Below are 19,501 nucleotides of genomic sequence, written 5' to 3'. Positions count from 1 at the left end.
GGAGCGACAGGTGCGACGTCTACTTCTTGCGCGGCTTGGTCGGCGCGGGAGCGGGCTCGGTCGGCGCCGGCTCGACGGGGTCGGTGGGCACAGGATCCGACGGCGCCGGCTCAACCGGGTCGGTGGGCACAGGATCCGACGGCGCCGGCTCAACCGGGTCGGTGGGCACAGGCTCCGTCGGGATCGGCTCAGACGCAGCGGGTTCAGTCAGCGTGGCGGCGGTCGCGCTGAGGGCATCGGGCGGGGTGTATCCGTCGGTGCGGATCCGGACCGAGTCGTAGGAGGCCGACCCCGCATCGACGATCAGGCCCACGCGGCCGTCGGCCAAGGCCGAGTTGTACGAGCGCGAGCGGATGAACTCGCCGTTGAGCACGAGCGACACCGACGCCCCCTTGATCGTCACGAGCATCGTGTAGGGCTGGCCGGCCACCAGGGTGCGGGCGACGACCTCGTCCGCGTACCACTGGCCCTCGGTGACGTGGCCGAACACGATGCGCTGCGCCGCCACGTCGAGGACGATGAACTTGTACTCGTCCATGCTGTAGAAGTCGTAGACGAGGCCGGCCACGGCGCCGGCGCCGAGGGTGAACGTCGCGGTGATCTCGAGGTAGGAGTTGGCCTCAAGCGTGTCGCCGAGGTCCAGAAGCGTCACGGCAGGGGTTGTCGTCGTCCCGGTCGACCCGAGCGAGCCACCCGACGCCGTCCAGGTGCCCTGCTCGACGTCCGCGGCCAGGCCGGCACCGTCGTCGAAGTTCTCGGTGACGTCCAGCGTGATCTGCGGCGGCAGGACAGCCACGGAGATGTTGTCGAACTTGCCGCGCGCCTGGTTGGACCCGACGCCGACGAAGCCCTTGTTCAGGCCCACCGCCACGCCGTCGATGATCCGAGGCGCGAAGGTGTACGTGAACGCCACGGTCCCGCCCAGCAGCACGGTCACGGTGGTGCCGTTGACCGCCACCAGCATGGTGTACCAGGTGTTGTACTTCACGCCGCCCGAGATGGAGCTCTGCACGTCGACGAACCAGCCGGCCGCTGTACGTCGACCCATGACCAGCTTGTTGGTGGACTGGTCGACGCCGGCGAACTTGAAGTCCGTGGGGCTGAAGTAGTCGAAGATGACGTAGGCGTTGGCCTTCCAGCCCGCCGTGGGCTTGGTCAGGAACACCTGTGCGTGGATCTCGTAGTAGATCGGCAGGTACTGGTCGATGTACCACACCGCCACCGCGTCGCCGGAGGTCGACGTCGCGGTCACGTTGAGCGTGCCGCCCTGAGCGACGAAGGTGCCGGAGTCCGCGAAGAACGCCTGGGCGCCGGAGTTGAAGTCGGCCGCGCGGAGGACGTCGCGCTTGCCGCCGGGCACGTTGCCGGGCTGCGGGTCGCGCGGACCACCGGTCTGCTCCTGCCAGAACTCGTCCTGCTGGACGATGAGGCCGATCTCGCCGAACGGCTCGCCGTTGCGGTCCTCAGTCATCGGGCCGGCCAGCTGAGCCACGGTGAAGTCCGCGCCCTGTGCCTCCGAGAGGTCGTAGAGGAAGTCGTAGAGACCCGGGGGCACCTGGCGGCTGACCGTGCCGAGGCCGAACGGCGCGAACGGCACGAGGTAGCTGTTGAACTCGCCCACCCAGTCGATGAGGCGGTCGCCGCCGGTGTTGCCGATGAGGATGTCGAGCCCGGCGCCACCGATGGCGCGATCCTCGTAGGTGGAGTGGGTGTCGGGCTGGTCGTTGAGTCCGCCGTTGGTGGTGAGATCGTCGTCGGCGTTGAGCAGGTCGTTGCCCCAGCCGCCCCACAGGGTGTCGCGGCCGGTGCCGCCGACGAGCCAGTCGTTGCCGTGGTCGCCGAAGATGACGTCGTCGCCGTCGGTGAAGACACCGCCGACTGGGCGCCCGTCGAGGTGCGAGAAGTTGAGGAACCACTCGCCACCGCCGAGCATGATCTTCTTCATCGGCGCGTACTCGTCGTAGAGCGGGAACATGCCGGTGGTCGGGTCGAAGCCGAGGAGGCTCCCGTCGTTGAACGGCACAGTGAAGTCGCTGCGGACGCCGCCCACTCCGTAGCCCTCGACAAGCGCCTCGGCGCCGGAGATGGCGTCGTCGCCGGAGCCGCCGTGGATGAAGTCGTCGTCCCAGCCGCCGAAGATGACGTCGTTGGCGTAGGCGATCGGGTTGAGCGGGTTGCTCCAGGCGCCGTCGGCGGCGAACGGGGTGAGGTCGACGGTCTTGTTGAGCTTGTCCGTCGGGTACAGGATCGCGGTCTGGACCTTGCCCGGCGTGTAGATGGTGCGCTGGGTGGTGGCTGCGATGCCGTTGAGAGGCTCCGCGGTGCCGTTGCGGGCGGTGAAGATGCGGCCGTCGTCGCCGAGGATGCCGTCGATGCCGGTGCCGCCGGAGATCCAGTCGTGTCCCCAGCCGCCGATGAGGTCGTCGTCGCCGGCGTCGCCGAAGATGACGTCGTTGCCGGCGCCGGTGTAGACGGTGTCGTCGCCGGCCTCGCCGTGCACCTCGTCGTCGCCGTAGATGTTGCCGGTGAGCGCCGCGGGCAGGAAGTCCGGACCGCCAGGCGTGTAGTCGAGCAGGTCGACGGCGCGCGGGATCAGGCGCTCGTTGGCGGGGCCGCCGTAGTTGTCGTAGTTGAACGCGAGGTAGCCGGCGCCGGCCGTGCCGTTGATGCCGACGAGCCGGAAGATGTTGCCGTTGTCGCCGACGATGGTGTCCGAGTCGCGGCCGTGACCGGCCGTGTCGTCGTTGCGACCGATGTCGGTGCCCGCGCCACCAAAGATGAAGTCGGCAGCATCGGAGCGCAGGTCGGACGTGATCAGCGAGAAGAGGCTGGAGTTGCCGCCGATGATGTCGTCGCGGCCGAGGTTGCCGAAGATCGTGTCGGCGCCGCCGCCGCCCTCGATGTAGTCGTCGCCGTCGGTGGTTGCCTCGAACGACGGGTTGAGCACCAGAAGGCCGTTGGCGTCGCGGGCCGCGGAGACGTCCTGGCCGCCGGTCAGTGCGGTGTCGATGGAGCCGTCGCCCTGGATGACGTCGTCGCCCAGCTGGCCGAAGATGACGTCGTCATGTGCGCCGCCGGCGATGTAGTCGTTGCCGTAGAGGTTTGTTGCGGTCGTCGAGGTGTGGTCGAGCAGGGTGATCCGGAAGTCGCTCCAGGGGGTCGCCCCGGCGGGGTCGTTCTGCCACGCGCCGGTGATTTGTGCGGTGCCCGCTGCGTTTCCGCCTGCCGTCGAGTAGATCTGCGTGCCGCCCAGGACGCGGAAGCGAGGGTTGGTGTGGTTGCCGAGTGTCGTGCGGCGGTCGAGAAGCACGTTGTCGCCGAAGATGAGGTCGCGACCGTCGCCGCCGTCGATGCGGTCGTTGCCGGTTCCGCCTATGAGGACGTCCTCGCCGCCCAGCCCTCGGATCGTGTCGGCTCCACCGAGGTAGTTGTCGCGGACAGTGACGACGGTGGAGGGACGGATGACGCCGTCGGTGAAGTCGTCCACGCCGCCATTGCCGGACTGCGCCACCAGCACGGGGGTGGCCCCGGAGACGTCGTGCCACTGCACCACGCCGCGGTCGCCGAAGATGACGTCGGCACCCTGGCCGCCGCGCAGATCGTCGTTGCCGTACCCGCCGAAGATGATGAGGGGGAGAGTGGAGGCGGTGCCGACCACGGTGTCGTCGTCGGTCAGGCCCACGGGCAGGATTGCACCGGTGGCAGGCACCTGGAAGGTCTGTGTGGCCGAGCGGGTGACCTCGACCACGACGTGAGCGGCCGAACCGTCGCGCTGGTTGGGCGCGGCGAAGGTGAGGGTGCTGCCGGTCAGCGTGATCTCGTTCGCGGCGAGCAGGCGGCCGTTGACCCACACGCGGTAGCCCACGAGGCCCGCCGTCGTCCCGAGTGCGAACGAGCCGACGCTCTGGACCGTCCACGACGTCAGGTGCAGCGTCACGACGACGGAGTCGCCGGGCACCAGCGAGTCGAACAGGCCGATGAGGGCGAGGCGCGAGCTCACGGTGTAGCGGCTCAGCGGGATGGTGGTGGTGCCGTTGACCACGACCGAGATGACGCGGTCGGCCGCGGCCGGCTCGTCCCCGTCGTCGAGATCCGCGTTCAGGTCGAGGAGGTTATCGAATGCACCCTGCGTGTTGAGGACGAAGAACCCGTCCTGGCCGGCCGTGAGGTTGACGGTGACGTGGTCGTTGCCGAGGCCGGTGTTGAGCCACGTGGTGGTGCGGACGTCGCTGCGCTCATGGGTGCCGTCGATGACGATGCGGTCGTCGAACCCGGAGGTCCAGATCCGGATGCCGTCGGCGAAGTTGCCACCGGTGGTCGCCGCTCGCCACGAGATGCCGGCGGGGGCGAGTCCGACGACGAAGATCTCGCCGGTGAGGGCCAGCGCGGCGTCACGTGCCCGGGCCGCGGCGGCAACGTCGGTGATCAGGACGTTGGTGTCGCCGGCGCCCGCGTCCTCGTCGCTCAGCAGCAGGGTGTGGCGGCCGGCGCCGAGGTCGAGGTTGAGGGTGCCCTCGATGAGGTCGAGGTGTCCGGCCAGGAACTGCGGCTTCTCGGTCAGGCCGACGTCGGCGCGCGAGGAGATGTAGACGCGGTCGTCGCCGATGCCGAACGAGACGTTGGTGATGGGCAGCGTGCCGCGGATGTTGAGCACGTCGTTGCCGGAGCCGAGCTGCAGGTTGAGCGTCTCGAGACCGAGGTAGCGGATGCCCGCGCGGGAATCGGTATCGACGGCGGCCGCCCCGGCGCCGAGCGCCGTGAGCTGGATGGTGACCGGCAGGGTGGTGGACTCGTTGACCTCGCCGCGGAAGCCGATGAGGTAGGTACCGCCGACGAGCCAGACGTACACGCTGGCCGCGCACCGAGTGTCGCCCGTCAGTCCGCAGCTCATCGAGACGCCCTCGTCGGCCCCTGTGGTGGTGGGGTACAGCAGCTTCTGCAGGGCGATCCGGACTGCCTCTGCGGCGGTGCCCACCGCGAAGGTCACCGCACCGATGCCGCTGGCCACGCCGCCCACGACCTGCGACAGCATGATCGTGAAGTGGGTGGCCCCGGCTTGGGGGGTGACGGAGTAGAGGCGGTCGAGCGGGCGGCCCAGCTCGTCGAGGGAGGCGCGCGGGGTCATGTCCAGCCCGGTGACGGTGTCCTGGGTCAGCCAGCCGAGGTTGTGGTTGTCGTCGCCGAAGTCACGCAGGGTGGCCACGTCGGTGCCGACGCCGCCCTCGAGGACCAGCAGCGCGCGCAGCAGGTCGAGAAGGCCCGTCGCGGTGCCGACGATGAAGCGGTCGTTGTCGGGGCGGCCGAGGCCGAGCGCGTCGGGGCCGCCGATGATCCTGGTGTGCCCGTCGACGGTGAGTACCGTGATCGTGTCGTTGCCGAGGCCGGCGTTGATCGTCGTGGTGCCCGCGTGGGTGCTCTCGACGGTGAAGGTGTCGTCGCCGTAGCCGAGCAGGATCTGCAGATCCTCGAAGTCGGAGTAGCGGATGCCGCCGAGCACCGGGCGGCCGGCCAGCGCGTAGTCGGTGGCCATGCCGAGGCCCGTGATGCGGGTGCTGGTCAGCACGCCGGTGTCGTTGGCCGGGGAATCCTCGTTGTGCACGATGAGGGTGTCGACCTGTGCCGACTCGATGGCGCGCCCGGTGCTGGCCGTCACCGGCTGCGGCTCGGTGGACGTCTCGCCCGGCATCGCGATCGGCAGGTAGCCGTCCAGCGAGAGTTGCACCGGCGGATGCGGGTCGTCGCCACCGGAGACGTACAGCGGGCCTTGGATCAGGTGGGTGCGGCGGGCCGAGTCGGCGAACTCCTGCACGAGGCCACCGTCGACGTACGTGTCGTCGATTGCGCGGATCGTGACGGTCTGGGTCTTGAACCAGTTGGTGGGCTTGAACGTGAGAACCAGATTGCCGTCGCCGTCGAGGCTCTGGCCGGAGCCCAGGACGAACTCGAGCTGGATCTCGTAGCAGCCATCGGAGGTGGAGCAGTCGCCGCCGTACGTGTACGAGCGGATGGCCTGGATCGTGACCGTCACATCGGCTGTGGGGGCGGTGCTGAGACGCACGGTGTACTGGCCGGTGGCGCCGAACTGGCTACCGGTGGCGCCCTCGACGAGCCGGATGTCGCCGCCGACGGGCGCGATGACGACGCCCGGGGTGTCGCCGTCGTGCACCAGCACCGTGGCCCTGGGCACGATGGCACCGAGCAGCTCCGCCACGTAGACCTGGCTGACGCCGAGAGTGAAGGTGTCGGATGCCCAGGCGTCGATGACGGTGATGGTCGTGGCCGTGTTGGAGGCGATGGTGCGGTACGTCGCGGTTCCGTTGGCCCCCACGAGCCGCAGGAGCGCCCCGGCCAGGCCGCCGTTGACGGTGGGCAGCGTGACGCCGCTGAGTGTGACGGTGCGGTGGTCGCCGGAGATGGCTGTCACGGTCCCGACGATCTGCGTGCTCGTCGCGGGCGCGGTGTAACCGAGGATGGTGAACGTGTCTCCCGTGCCGGGCGCCACGTCCCATTCGCCCTCGATCTCGATGGTGGTGGCCGTGTTCCGCCAGATGCGCCGGACCTGGCCCGCGCCATCGCCGCTGGTGAGCACGATCAGGTATCCCTTGAGCACGCCGTCGGCCAGGCCGGAGGCGAAGGCGAACTCGTTCGGCACCGCACCCAGGCCCGTCACTGCGCCGGAGATGGCGTCGCCGGAGGTGACGGTTGCGGTGATGGCGGCAACCTGCTGGCCCTCGACGGCGGTGTCGTCCACGGCGCGCACACGGACCGTCTGCGCCGTGTCCCAGTTGGCCGTGGTGAAGGTGAGCGTCAGGGTCTCAGACCAGCCCGAACCGGTGAGCGACAACTGCAGCCCGTCGGGCGCGCTGACCAGGACGGTGACGGTGGCCAGGGGCCGCTGGGTCAGCCGGACCTCGTAGGTGGCGGTGGTGCCGCCGATGCCGCCAGTGGGTTCGACCACGCTGAGCCCACCGTCGGGCTCGACCACGGCCGCCTCGGGAGCGTCGTCGTCGAGCACGCGGACGAAGGTCGTCGCGACGAGGGCGCCGTCGTAGCCACCACCGGTGACGATGGCGTCGATCGGGTGCATGCGCTCGCCCTCGGCCGCCAGATCCTGCGTCGCGCGGACTCTGACCTCCTGCTGCGCGGTCCCTGTGAACGTGAGCGTGATGGACGTCTCCCACGTGCTGCCGTTCCAGAATTCGAGGGCGCGGGAGCGGCTCTGCGACAGCGGGTTCACCGCAGGCCCAACCAGGGTGACCAGGACGTTCGACGTCGGCGTGAAGGCGAGACGCACCAGGAGCACGCCCTCCTCGCCCTCGACAAGCACGAGTTGGCCACCGGCCGGCGCCACCACGACGGTGGGCTCGTCGTTGTCCATGATCTCGGCGGCGATGCCGTCGACGGGGATGCCGGTCCACGCGCTCACGGTGCTCTCCACCGAGTGCCTGATCAGGCCGGTGTGCCCGAGGAGGTCGTCGGCCTGGACAGCCACGCCCTGGCCGCCGATCTCGATCCGGTCGGATCCGAGTCCGCCGTAGATCGACAGCTCGACGGCCGGGTTCGTCGACAGCACGTGGAACACGTCGTCGCCCTCCATGCCGTAGATCGCGACGCGCTCGACATTGACGTAGCGCACCACGCGGCCGGCGCCGTACACACCGTCCGCCGTGATGACGAAGACGTCGTTGAACTCGGTGCCGATGAGGACCACCAGGTCGAAGCCGGAGCCGCCGTCGATGTTGACCGGCGCGTTGGAGGCGTACTGGATGAAGTTGCGGCCCTCGCCGGCGTCGAGCGCCGTGAGTTCTGATTCGTGGACGAAGCTCCGGATGATGAACGTGTCGTCCCCGGCCTCGCCGTAGAGGTTCAGGGTGGCGACGTTGCGGAACACCTCGAACACGTCGTCGCCCGAGCCGCCGTACACGTGCGCGGTGAAGGACACGCCGTTGGTGAGCCAGCCTCGGGTGGAGGCGAAGAAGTGCTCGGTGAAGTAGGCGGGGTCTGCCGTCGCGGATGTCGGGAGGGAGAAGTCGCCGAAGCCCAGGTGCGCCTGCACGGTACCGGGTGTGGGGGCGGTGATCGCATAGCCCGTGTAGAGCTGGCCGAAGCGGAACACGTCGTTGCCGGAGCCACCGGTCACGGTGAGGACCGACGAGGTGTCGTCGAAGGCGAAGGCGTCGTCGCCCGCCAGACCGTCCACGAGCACGCCGCCAGTGATGGTGGCGCCATACGTGACGATCTCGGCGTCGATGAACCAGTTGCCCGAGGCGCGGTTGGACAGCTGCGCGATCATCCCGCGGCGGAACAGGAACGTGTCGTCCAGACTGGACCCGTTGACGGCCAGGACATTGGTGCCGCCGTCTGCCACGTCGATGACGTCGATCCGGCTGTTCCCCACACCGAACAGGTCGATCAGGTAGTTGTCGGAGTTGGCCCCGCCGTCGAGGGTCAGGCGCTGGCCGTTCATCGGATTGCTGCCGACGGGGCCGGGGACTGCGTTGACGAGCAGCCAGTCGTTGCCGGCCTGGCCCTCGATGACGGTGGTGCCGGACAGGGACTCGATGTTGACGCGGTCGTCGCCGGGGCCGGCGTGCACCTTCGTGAGACCGGCGTGGGTGCTGTCGACGTTGAGGACGTCGCTGCCGGAGCCCAGGGTGAGGTCGAGGGTCTCGAACAGCGAGTAGTCCACTCGGCCGTCGGTCATCCGCAGGACGCTGGGCGCCACGGTGGCGGGAAGCAGCGGGTAGCCCGTCACGGGGACGACGGTGAGCGTGTGGCCCCATCCTGCGGTGTCGGCGAGGGTGCCGGTCCACTGGACGGTCCAGCGCCCGCCGGCCTTGGTGACCCGGACGTTGTTCTGGCCGACGAGGTTGCCGAGCAGTTCCTGCATGCGGGCGGCGGAGGTGTCGAAGGCCAGCTGGCCGGTGGTGCCGACACCCGCGACGTTGAGGGCGAAGCGGCCGTCGACGGCGCCGAGGACGCTGACGACCTGGACCAGGCTCGGCTTCGGGGAGCCGCCGGTCATGCCGAGGCCGGAGACGCTGGTGCCGGTGAGGACGCCGATGCGGTCGAGGACGGTGCCGGCGTCGTCGAGGTAGAGGGTGTCGGTGCCGAGGCCGCCGGTGATCGTCAGGGGTGCGGTGATGCCGACCAGGTCGCCGCCGACGCCGGTGAGCGTCGAGGAGATGCGCACGATGTCGTCGTCGTCGCCGGTGTGGACCGTGGTGATGCCGGCCACGCTGCGCACGACGACCAGGTCGGCGCCGTTGCGGGTGGTGAGAGCGGTGCTGCCGGCGTGGGTGCTGTGGATGGTGAAGGTGTCTCCGCCGGAGCCGAGGTCGATGGTGAGGAACTCGACGCCGCTGTAGGTGATGCCGACGGCCATCCCGAGGCCTGTGATCAGCGTGGAGGTCAGGTCGCCGGTGTTGGCCGTGGTGTCGCCGGTGTCGTCGACGGCGAGGAGGTCGTTGCCGGTGATGGCACCGGGGCCGGTGCCGCCGATGACGGTGAGCTTGGCGTCGACGGCGTCGACGGTGCCGCCGGTGTTGGTCCACACGCTGCCCGTGGTGCCCGCGCCGGCCGCGTTCGAGCCGACCGCGATGGTATCGGTGTGCTCGCCGGTGTTGAGGAGGGTCTCCACCTGGAGGGCGCGGATCGCGATCCGGTCGCCGCCGGTGAGCGTGTTGATCTCGACCAGTTCGACGCCGCCGTAGGTGATGGTGCCGATGGTGCTCATGGTGCCGGTGGCGAAGGAAACGCGCCGGATCCGGTTGGCGTGCGTATCGGTGGGCGGGCTGCTGACCACGTCGAGGATGAGGTCGTCGGGCGCGGTGGTCCCCTGAACGACGACGCGGTCGGTGCCGGCGGAGCCCTGGACGTGGACGGCGAGGCCGGTGGAGCCGGTGAGCTCGATGCGGACGAGGTCGTTGCCGAGCCCGGGGTCGAGGAACGCGGTGCGGGTCCACGGGTCTACCTCGTAGGTCAGCGTGCCGACCTTGACGCGGCCGTCGACGTCGCCGACGAGGATGGTGGTGGCGCGGTCGCCGGTCGAGGTGAGCCGCACGAAGGCGAACTGGTCGTCCAGGGCCTCGACGACGGCGCCCGCCGCGAAATCGAGGCCAGCGACGATGCCGACGATGAACACGTCGTCGTAGAGCCCGAAGTCCACGCCCTCGAAGGACTCGACGAGCGTGTTGGTGCCGCCCTCGTCGTCGAAGGTGTCCCGGCCCAGGCCGCCGGTCACGGTGTCGTTGCCGCCGCCGAGGAAGAACACGTCGTCGAACCGCGAGCCGATCAGCACGTCGTTGCCGTCACCGACGGTCCCGACGGTCGAGTCGTCGTCGCCGTCGAGGATGAGCGCCAGCTGGTCGACGGTCACGGCGGAGGCGTCGATGGTGTCGTTGCCGGCCATGCCGCGGACGACGAGCCGGTCGCCCTGAGAGCGCACGCCACCGGCGATGTAGACGGTGTAGCCGATAGAGCCGGCCAGCGTCACGGTGGTGCGGGTGCCGGTGGAGACGCCCACGTGCGTGCCGAGGGTGAAGCTGTCGGCACCGGTGGAGCCGAGCACGTTGACGACGTCGAGGCCGCCGCCACCGAGCTGGAGTTCGATGCTGGTGAGGCCGGAGCTGTTGCCGTTGATGTTGTTGAGCGTGATGACGTCGGATCCGGCGGATGCGTCGAGGCTCAGGCGCTCGATGTCGAAGGACTCCTTGGTGGTGCCACCGAGCGTGTGGCGGAGCAGGTTCGTCGACGGGTTGGTGATGGTGTAGGTGTCGCTGCCGTCGGTGAGGAGCAGCTCCAGGGTGTCGGTGCCGTCGCCGCCGACGATCGGGCGGGTCTCGGGGCTGGCGAAGATCGCGTGGGTGGCGCGGATGAGGTCGTCGCCGGCGCCGCCGTCGTAGAGCGCGGCCGGGCCTTGCAGGGTGTCGTTGCCGCCGTCGCCGTACAGCTTGGCGTTGGGCGTGTTTCCGGTGAGGGTGTCGTTGTTCGCGCCGCCGTAGAACCGGACAGTGCCTGTGCCTGTCTGGGTGATGATGTCATCGCCACCGCCGCCGTCGACCACTGCGGATGCGAAGTTCGTCACCGTGAGGCGGTCCGCGCCGTCGCCGCCGCAGAGGATGCTGCCGGCGAAGGTCGACGGGTTGGTGGCGCACAACGCCGAGTCGCTGGACGGTGTGCCCGATGGCAGTGCCGCGGCCGGGGAGCCGGCGAGGACGATCGTGTCGTTGTCCGCTCCGCCGTCGAGCAGCACCGGGATCTTGACGCTCGCGTCCACGGTCACCGAGTCGACTCCACTGCCGAAGTAGCCGTAGACGCGGGCCACGTGCAGGTACGTCCTGGTGTAGCCGAAGGCGGTGATCTGGATGGTGGCGCGCCCGTTGCCGTCCAGGTTGCCGAGCTGCTCGATGAGGACGGTCTCGTTCTCCACCGTTCCGGAGACGTTGCGGGCCTGCCGCTGAGGCAGCGCGCCGACGTTGAGGTACAGCTGGGTGTCGCTGGCCTCCCAGGCGCGCAGGTTGCGGTAGGTACCGGAGGTGTCCGGGTCGGCCAGATAGTCGGTCCGTCCGTTGCTGGCCAGGTAGGGCGTGACGGGGAACCGGACGGTGCCGATGGTGAACGTGTCGCTGCGCGAGTACCACGAGCCGAGGACCTTGAACCGCACCGTGATGCGGAACTTCAGCGGCACGTCGCCGTTGATGTCGGCTTCGCGGGAGTCGGCACTGACCGACAACTCGAGGCCCACACCGAGGCTGATCTCGAAGATCTTGAAGTCGAAGTACACCTCGACGCTCGCCGAGCCGCCGATGAACAGCGTGTAGTAGGTGATTCCCCACGCGTCCTGGTGCTTGAGGAAGGAGACCTCCAGCGAGAAGCTGCCGCGGATGCCCATGAAGCTGCCACCCAGTTGCATCCGACCGGAGAGCTTGAGGCTGAAATCGCCCTCGGAGCTCAGGAAGATCGACCCGCTGAGGTTGAAGCCGAAGAAGTCGAGGCTGGCATAGGCGTTGAGGTACCACGAGCCTTCCTGGAAGGTGCACGGCACGTTCTCCACGCAGGGCCGCGGGCGGCCCACCTCGATGGTGAAGCCCGCGTTGAAGCTGAACAACTTGAGCAGGGTGACGGATCCGGTCATCTCCAGCTTGAAGCCCTGCTCGACTCCCTCTCGAACCTCACCCGTGGTGTTGAGCGACAGCGTTCCAGACGCGCTCAGGCTGAAGACGAACGCGTCCGCCGAGGCGCTGACGGACACGCGCATGACCACGCCGTCGCTGTAGATGCCCGCGATGCCGTTGGCGGAGAACTTCAAGCCGGCCAGGTCGAACGCGACGCCGAAGGCCATGACGAAGGAGCCGCCGCCGAGGCGGATCTCGGCGAAGCCGCTGCCCTTGGCGAAGCCGAGGAAGTTGATGGACCCCTCGATCCGCAGCTTGAGGCCCGGCTTGACGGTGGTCGACCCGAGGACGGCGTCGGCACCGGTGGTGTTGAGTTCCAGCAGCGCGGACGCGGCGAACCCGAGGTCGATGGAGGCGCCGAAGTTCGAGTTCAGCGAGATGTCGATCCGCGCGACCAGGCCCTTCGAGGTGATGGAGAAGCCGGAGTCGACGATGGACAGGGTGCCGAGGATGGGCAGCGTGGCGCTGCCGTTGACCACCAGCGTGATGCCACCCGAGCTGAGCGTGAAGACGACGTGCCCGAAGATGTCGAGGGCGTTGCTGATGACGACCGAACCGTACATCTCGATGCGGAAGCCCGCGACGACGCCGAGCGTCTCGTTGGCGACCACGAGGTTGCCGCCCACGCGCTTGAACCCGCCGAACACCTGGCGCCCGCCGACGTTGGCGGTCTCCAGCTCGTAGGTCTGGATCGTCTGCTGCGTGGCGAAGCTGTTGATCTCAAGAAGGAACTGGCCGTTGAGGCTGACGCCCGGAATGGAGTTGGCGCCGAGCGTGAGCTGCACGCGGCCGACGATCCCCGTGCGCGGGCCGATGTAGACCGCGAGATAGAGGCTGCCCGTGAGAGCGCCGAGGTACTGGATGGTGGTGCCGACCGCGCCCTCGATCTGGATGAACGCGCCCTCGGCGTTGACGCCCGCGGTGAGCTTGATCATGCCGGTCAGGGTGAGGATGCCGCCGATGGTGAGTTCGGCCTCGACGATCGCGGTGATGTACACGCTCGGGAGCGCGCCTGGAATGGGCTGGCCGTCGAGTCCGGGCGCCGACGCCGGGATGATGAACGTGGGCGACTGGCCGGGCAGCAGCAGCGGCAGGAACGCCGTCGGCACCGTGAACGACTGCTCAGCCATGGTGGTGTTGAAGATCACCGAGACCGAGCCCCTGGCGGAGAACAGCGTGCCGACGTCGGGCAGGCCGATGCCGACGCCGCTCGAGACCTTGATGCTGCCCGCAACGCCGAAGAACGGGAGGCCGTTGCGCGTGCCGGCGACGAGGATGAGCACGCCGGTGACCGAGCCGTACTCGAGGCGGGCGGATCCGGAGCCGAACGACAGCGTGCCGGTGAGGAAGATGTCCATCCGCGGGTTCGAGCCCATGGAGATGTTGAGGTAGACGCCGCCCTGGACCCGCATCAGCTCGGTGCCGCCGGGCTTGAGGACCAGCTGGCCGACGATCTGGAAGCCGAAGCTGAACGGCTGCAGCACGAAGGTGTCGGTGAGGTCGCTGCCGCCGGGGCCAACGCCCTTGAGGGTCAGGGTCTCGGTCTTGACCTCGTTGGTGAGGTTCATCCGCAGCTGCGCCGACCCGCCGAGGAACAGGCCGTACTTCTCCAGGCCGGAGAAGTTGGTCTCGATGCTGGCCACGCCCCAGAGCTGCGGGATCGGATGCATCGGGTTGGTGGTTGAGGTGCCGATCACGAGCACGAAGCGGCCGGCGGTGGCGCCGATGGTGCCGAGACCGTAGACCGAGATCTGGCCCTGGAACGTGAGGATGAACGACTTGCGGTTGAAGTCGATCTCCAGCACGACCTCGGCGGTGATGTGCAGCAGCGGCTCGGGCAGGAGTTCGGCGGCCTGCAGCAGGATGCCGCCGGACAGCTCGATGAAGAACGACTGCCCCTGCTCGATGACCTTGATGGTTTGCGCGGAGCCCTCGGCCAGGTTGCCCGCGGAATCGGCCCAGGCACCGGCGTGCAGCGTGACGGTCAGGGTGCCGGCGGCCATGGTGCCGGTCTTGGTGTACGAGTAGTAGGCCAGGCCGCTGCCGTTGGCGTTGTCGGCGCCGAACCAGACGTCGACGAAGGTGAGGCCGGTGAGGCCCGCGCCGCTGAGCGTCAGGTCGTTGGAGCCCAGCGTCGAGGTGTTGACGGTGGTGCCGAAGGTCGGGGCGAGGCGGACCGACACCCAGAATCGCGGCAGGATGACGGCGGCGGTGAGGTTCGACTCGGGCGTGGGCGCCGTGTGGTCGGCGGCGGCGTACAGCGTGCCCTGCGCGCTGCTCCACGAGCCGTCGATGAACGTGATGGCGAGGTCGCCCGACGTGTGGCCGAAGAAGAAGTAGCGGAACGTGTTGCCGCCCAGCCACATGGCCGCGCCGATGACGGTGAGTTCCTTGCCGCCGGCGGTGATGGTGACCTCGGCGTCGGCGTCGGTGATCGTGGCGCGGTCGACGGCGACGGTGCCGGGGAAGTTTGCGAAGGTGATGTCCACCCAGCCGCGACCTTCGAGGTCCTTGGCGTCCACGACGGAGCCGGCTCCGGGGTTGGCGGGAGCCGAGGTGGGAGCGGCCAGGATGAGTTCTTCGGTCTCGGCGGCGTTGAGGTTGCCGCCCAGGTCGGCGAAGCGCCCGGCGAGGAACGTCACGGTGTACTTGCCGAGGCCGAGGGTCGCGGTGAAGCTGTAGCGGTACACGTCGGACGTGCCGACGCGGACGGGGGCGCCGAGGGCGATGAGGGTGCCGTCGGGTGCGCGGAACTCGAGCTCGTCGCCATTGATGGTGGTGTGGTCGATTCCGAAGCCGGAGGTGCCGGCGAAGCGGATCTCGAGGTACTTGAGGGTGTTGAGGCGGTCGCGGCCGATTGTGGCACCGTTGACCGGCTGGGTGGTCTCGCCGGACTCGACCTCGACGGTCTCAGGATTGTCGACGATGGGCACGGTGCGCACGACGTCGGCGGTCGCGCCGACCACCCGGAAGGTCTGCTGCGTGGTGGTGCCGGCGGGTGGGCTGCGTCCGGAGCCGTCCTCGACGTTGGCCAGCTGGAAGGTGATGATGACCTGGCCCGCGACGAAGGTGCCCTCGAACATGTAGCGCCAGGTGTTTCCGCCCAGGTCCGCCGCGTAGAGGTACGTGAGGCCTGCACCCGATCCCGCACCGCTGATGGTGAAGTCGTTCGACCCGATCGTGCCGGCCGAGATGGCGTACGGCAGCTTGGTGGTCGGGTTGATCGGCGGGAGGTAGGTGACGTCGAGGTAGGTCTGGGTGCGGCTGCGGACCACGGCGGTTCCGGTGCCGGTGCCGAAGGTCACGTCGGCGGGCACTCCGACCTGCGTGCCGGTGGCGGGTGCCGCAGCCGTGGAGGCGGACTCGGCGCCGCCCGCGGCCACGAGGGTCCAGCCGCCACTGGTGGCGGCGCGGACGACGACGGCGTCGCTGGCGAGCAACGTGGTCCCGAGCGTGTAGCGGACCCAGACCACCCCGTCGATCGTGCCGAGGTAGGTCGCGCCGGTGATCGTGACGAGCGTGCCGTTGACCGTGACGGTGATGTCGTCGGTGCCGATGCTGGTGAGCTTGATGGTCATGCCGGTCGGCGGCGTGAGCGGAACGTCGACGAAGTTGCGGGTCTCGCCGACGATCGACGTCGTGAGCAGACCTGCCGCGGTGGCGGCCAGGACCGGCATACCCATGGCGGTGAGGCTCACCGAGACGGGTCCCCCGGCAAGGGTGGGATCGTCGCGGAAAACGTGGACGGGGACGGTGAGCGTCAGCCCGCTCAGCCCGATCGTCCCGCTCGGGTCGACGACGACCGTCCATCCCGACGGCGCGGTGAAGGTGAGGCTCGCCAGGAAGGCGGCGCTGCGGATGGTGTCGGCGTCGTAGGAGTACCCGGTCGGCGCCGTGGGGAGGGTGAAGCTCAGGGTCTGGGACTTGGCACCCTGCCCGGCGGTCATGCTGACGGACCCACCGGACAGCGCTACGGTCGCGGCGCGGTAGCCCCAGCTGTCGGCGATCGGCAGCAGCGACACGGCGAAGCCGGTATCGAAGGCGCCGGTCAGCCAGTAGCGGAAGCGCAGCACGCCCGAGGGAAGGCCGTCGGTGAGCTGCACCGTGGGCCGCGACAGGTCGAGCTGGATGGTGCCGAGGCCGCCGCCGAACAGGTCGAACTCGGGCGCGAGGTCGAGGATGGTGGCGACGTCGAGCGAGACGCCCGACCCGGGCTCGGTGTAGTCGACGTCGATGAACGTGCGAGGCGCGACGGTGATCACCTGACCGGCCTGCGAGCCGGCGGTGACCGTCCCGGTGTAGCTCACCTGCGCGGCGGTGAGCGCCGCCGTCAGCGCGCCCGAGCCCACCGTCGTCACGGTGACGGGGATGCGGAACTCGCCGGGCACGTCGGTGGCCGTGATGGCGGCCGCGGTGTTGCGGGTGAGGACCCAGCCCGTGCCGCCGAAGCTGAAGCCGTTGAGGCGCGAGATGACCGAGTCGGGGTCGACGGTGAAGCCGACGGGCACGCCCGCCTGGCCGCCGGTCGGGAACCGCACTGCCACGCTGCCCGCGCCGGTCTCATCAGGGGCGTCGGTGACGGTCAGGGCGGTGGTGAGGGTGAGGATGAAGGACCAGGAGCCGGGGAGGAAGGTGACGGTCACGTCGCCCGTGGCCGCGAACCGGCCGGTCAGCCAGTAGCGGTAGGTCATCGTCGTCGACGTGCTGCCGGTGAGGGACGGGGCCTGTCCGGCATCGGGGCGGGCCGTGCCGACCCCGGCGCCGCCGAGCGTGAACTCGGGCGCGAGGTCGGTGATGGAGGCGGGGTCGATGGTGAACAGGGCGGGCTTGGTGAACGTGATGTCGATCCAGCCGCGGCCGTTGAGCACGTTGATGTCGATGGCCGCGCTCGGCGTCGGGTTGGCGAGGGTGGCCGTGGTGCCGACGACCGCGAATGTCAGCGTGGTGAGCGCGTTGCCCGCGCCGGTAGTGGTGCCGGAGGGGGTGGTGACGTCGGCGTTGCGGACGGTGCCGGCCGCGAACGTGAGGGTCCAGGTGCCGAGGGCGAGGTCGGCGGAGCCGATGTCGTAGCGGAAGCGGGTGATGCCGCCTGCCTGCACGGCCGCGAGGCGCAGGGCGTCGTCAGTCATGCCGGCCCTGGCCAGGATGTTGAGCCGGGTGCCGTCGGGCCGGGTGGCGTAGGCGCCCGTGGCGTCGAGCTGCAGCGGGACGAACGCGATGCCGTCGGCGGTGGTGACCGAGACGATGGCCGTGGGCACGACGGTGACGGTGCGGCCGGGGAGGGTGAAGGTCGTCGTGCCGTCGAGGATCCTGGCCGCGTTGAGGGATGCGCCTGGCGGTGGGGTGTAGACGACGTCGACGGACTTGGTGCCGGCCTGGTTGATGACGGAGTGCTGGACCGTGCCGCCGCTCACCGACGGCGCGCCGAGCGTGACGGTGGGCGCGGTGGCGGTGGCGACGGGGTCGGGCAGGGTGGCGACGTCGAACGTGACCTCCTGGCCGGAGGAGTTGCGGAAGCCCATCTTGAGCTTGCCGTAGAGCGTCAGCAGGCGCACCTGGTCCGGGATGTCGGCGAGGAACAGGATGACGACGCTGCCGGTGGCCACCTTGGACAGGTCGGCGTAGAGGCGGCCGCTGATGGAGATGTTGTCCGCGGCGAAGTTGAGCTTGCCGATGACGAGGAACTTGCCGTCGGTGGAGATCTTGACGGTCACCTGCCCGTTGAACACGGCCTGGGAGGTGTAGATGGAGTAGATCTTGGCCGAGCCGGTGATCACCATGGGCGAGGTGAACGCGGCCGCGAACCCGCTCTTGCTCGGATCAGCAGCGAGGGCCTTGGCCTGGTTCGCCACCTGGGTCTGGAGGTTGGCCAGCCACTGGTCGGCAGTGAGCACGGTGGGAAGCTGGAAGGCCGACGAGCGCAGCGCGAACGGGTCCTCGATCGACGGGAGGGTGGTGAAGAACTCGACGCCGCCATAGAAGTCGTTGATGGACAGGCCGGAGTTCGGCTCGAGCAGGATGCCGCCGGGCACGTTCGCGGAGATCGCGACCGCCAGCGGGCCGAGCTCGGACAGGCCGAGGCGGATGCCGAAGCCCGCCAGGCCGGCGATGGAGATGCTGCCCTCGAGGCCGAAGTAGAAGATGCGCTGGGCCACCGCGGTGGTGGTGTCGAACACACCGATGATGTTGTGCGTGGCGTCGAGCTTGAGGATGCCGCCCACCAGGCTGGCCGACACGTCGCCGCCGAACATCTTGCCCTTGACGCTGACGGCCAGGGCGTCGAGGCCGATGATCGGGAACTTGCCCTCGGCGAGCAGCGACGGCTGGATCCGGATGCCCTGGATGGCGCCGGTGACCTGCACGCCGGGCAGGCCCTGGATGCCGGTGACGCTGGCCGAGAGGATGAGCACGAAGTCGGCCGGGCGGCGCTCGACGTCGTCCCAGGTGATGCCGATCGCGTCGATCCTCACGGGCAGGAACGACGGCCACTTGAAGCTCTCACCGGTGGCCGAGCCGATGGAGATGAACACGCCGAACCCGGGGAGGGCGTCGAAGGACCCGTTGCCGAGGATGGCGAAGTTGCGGCCCTCGCCGCTGAGCTGCAGGGAGCCGATGGTCACCTTGGCGCCCACGGAGCCGAAGCTGGCCATGATCTGGGTTCCGGTGGCGCCGGTGTCGAGGCGGAAGTCGCGGGCGGTCAGGGTCACGTAGGTGCCGAGGCGGATCTCGAGCGTGTCGACGGTGAGCTGGAAGCTGTCCACCACTCCGTTGGTGAAGCTCAGTGCGATCCGGAACGCCTCGTCGTCGGGCGTGCCGTCCTGGCGCTTGTCGTCGGCGGTGTTGCGGTCGGTGAGCGTGGCACCGAAGGACTTGCCGGGGAACAGCTTCGCGCCACCGGTGGCGATGTAGATGATGCCGGTGAAGCCGGCCTTGCCGTCGGTGGTGGGCACGCCCGCCACCGGGAAGCGGACGTCGAGGCCGGAGATGCCGATGCGGATGTCGTCGAGTTCGAGGATGCCGCCGAAGGTGATCTTCTTGTCCGCCGACGTGGGCGTGACGGCGTTGCCGTCGGGGATGGCGGGCAGCCCGTAGGCAAGCTCGGCGGTGCCGAGGCGGAAGCCGTTGCCGAAGATGGTGAGGCCGGGGATCTGACCGGCGGTGAGGGTGGCGTCGTTGTTGCGGCTGATGTTGGACTTCAGCGCCGGGTCATAGGGGCGCAGGGTGCCGGTGACGCCGAAGCTCGGGAACGTGATGGTGGCGGTGTTGATCCGGATGATCTCCTGGGTGGCGTCGGCCTTCGGGTCGTAGCCGAACCGGATGCCGGT

General features: G+C 69.1%; 1 protein-coding gene (cut by a window edge). It reads right to left on the bottom strand.

What is annotated here, in order from left to right:
• Positions 1–19 precede the first annotated feature (19 nt).
• Positions 20–19,501, bottom strand: the 3' portion of a protein-coding gene (locus ACX1D0_RS13445) for a hypothetical protein (RefSeq protein ID WP_459018506.1). Its footprint extends 17,997 nt past the window's final position; the window shows 19,482 of its 37,479 coding nt (coding positions 17,998–37,479); its start codon lies beyond the right edge, outside the window; it ends in the stop codon at positions 20–22.

This window comes from Tessaracoccus pujii, from assembly GCF_054483895.1.
The sequence above is the reverse complement of the archived record's forward strand: the minus strand, read 5'-3'. Positions and strand labels throughout refer to the sequence as shown.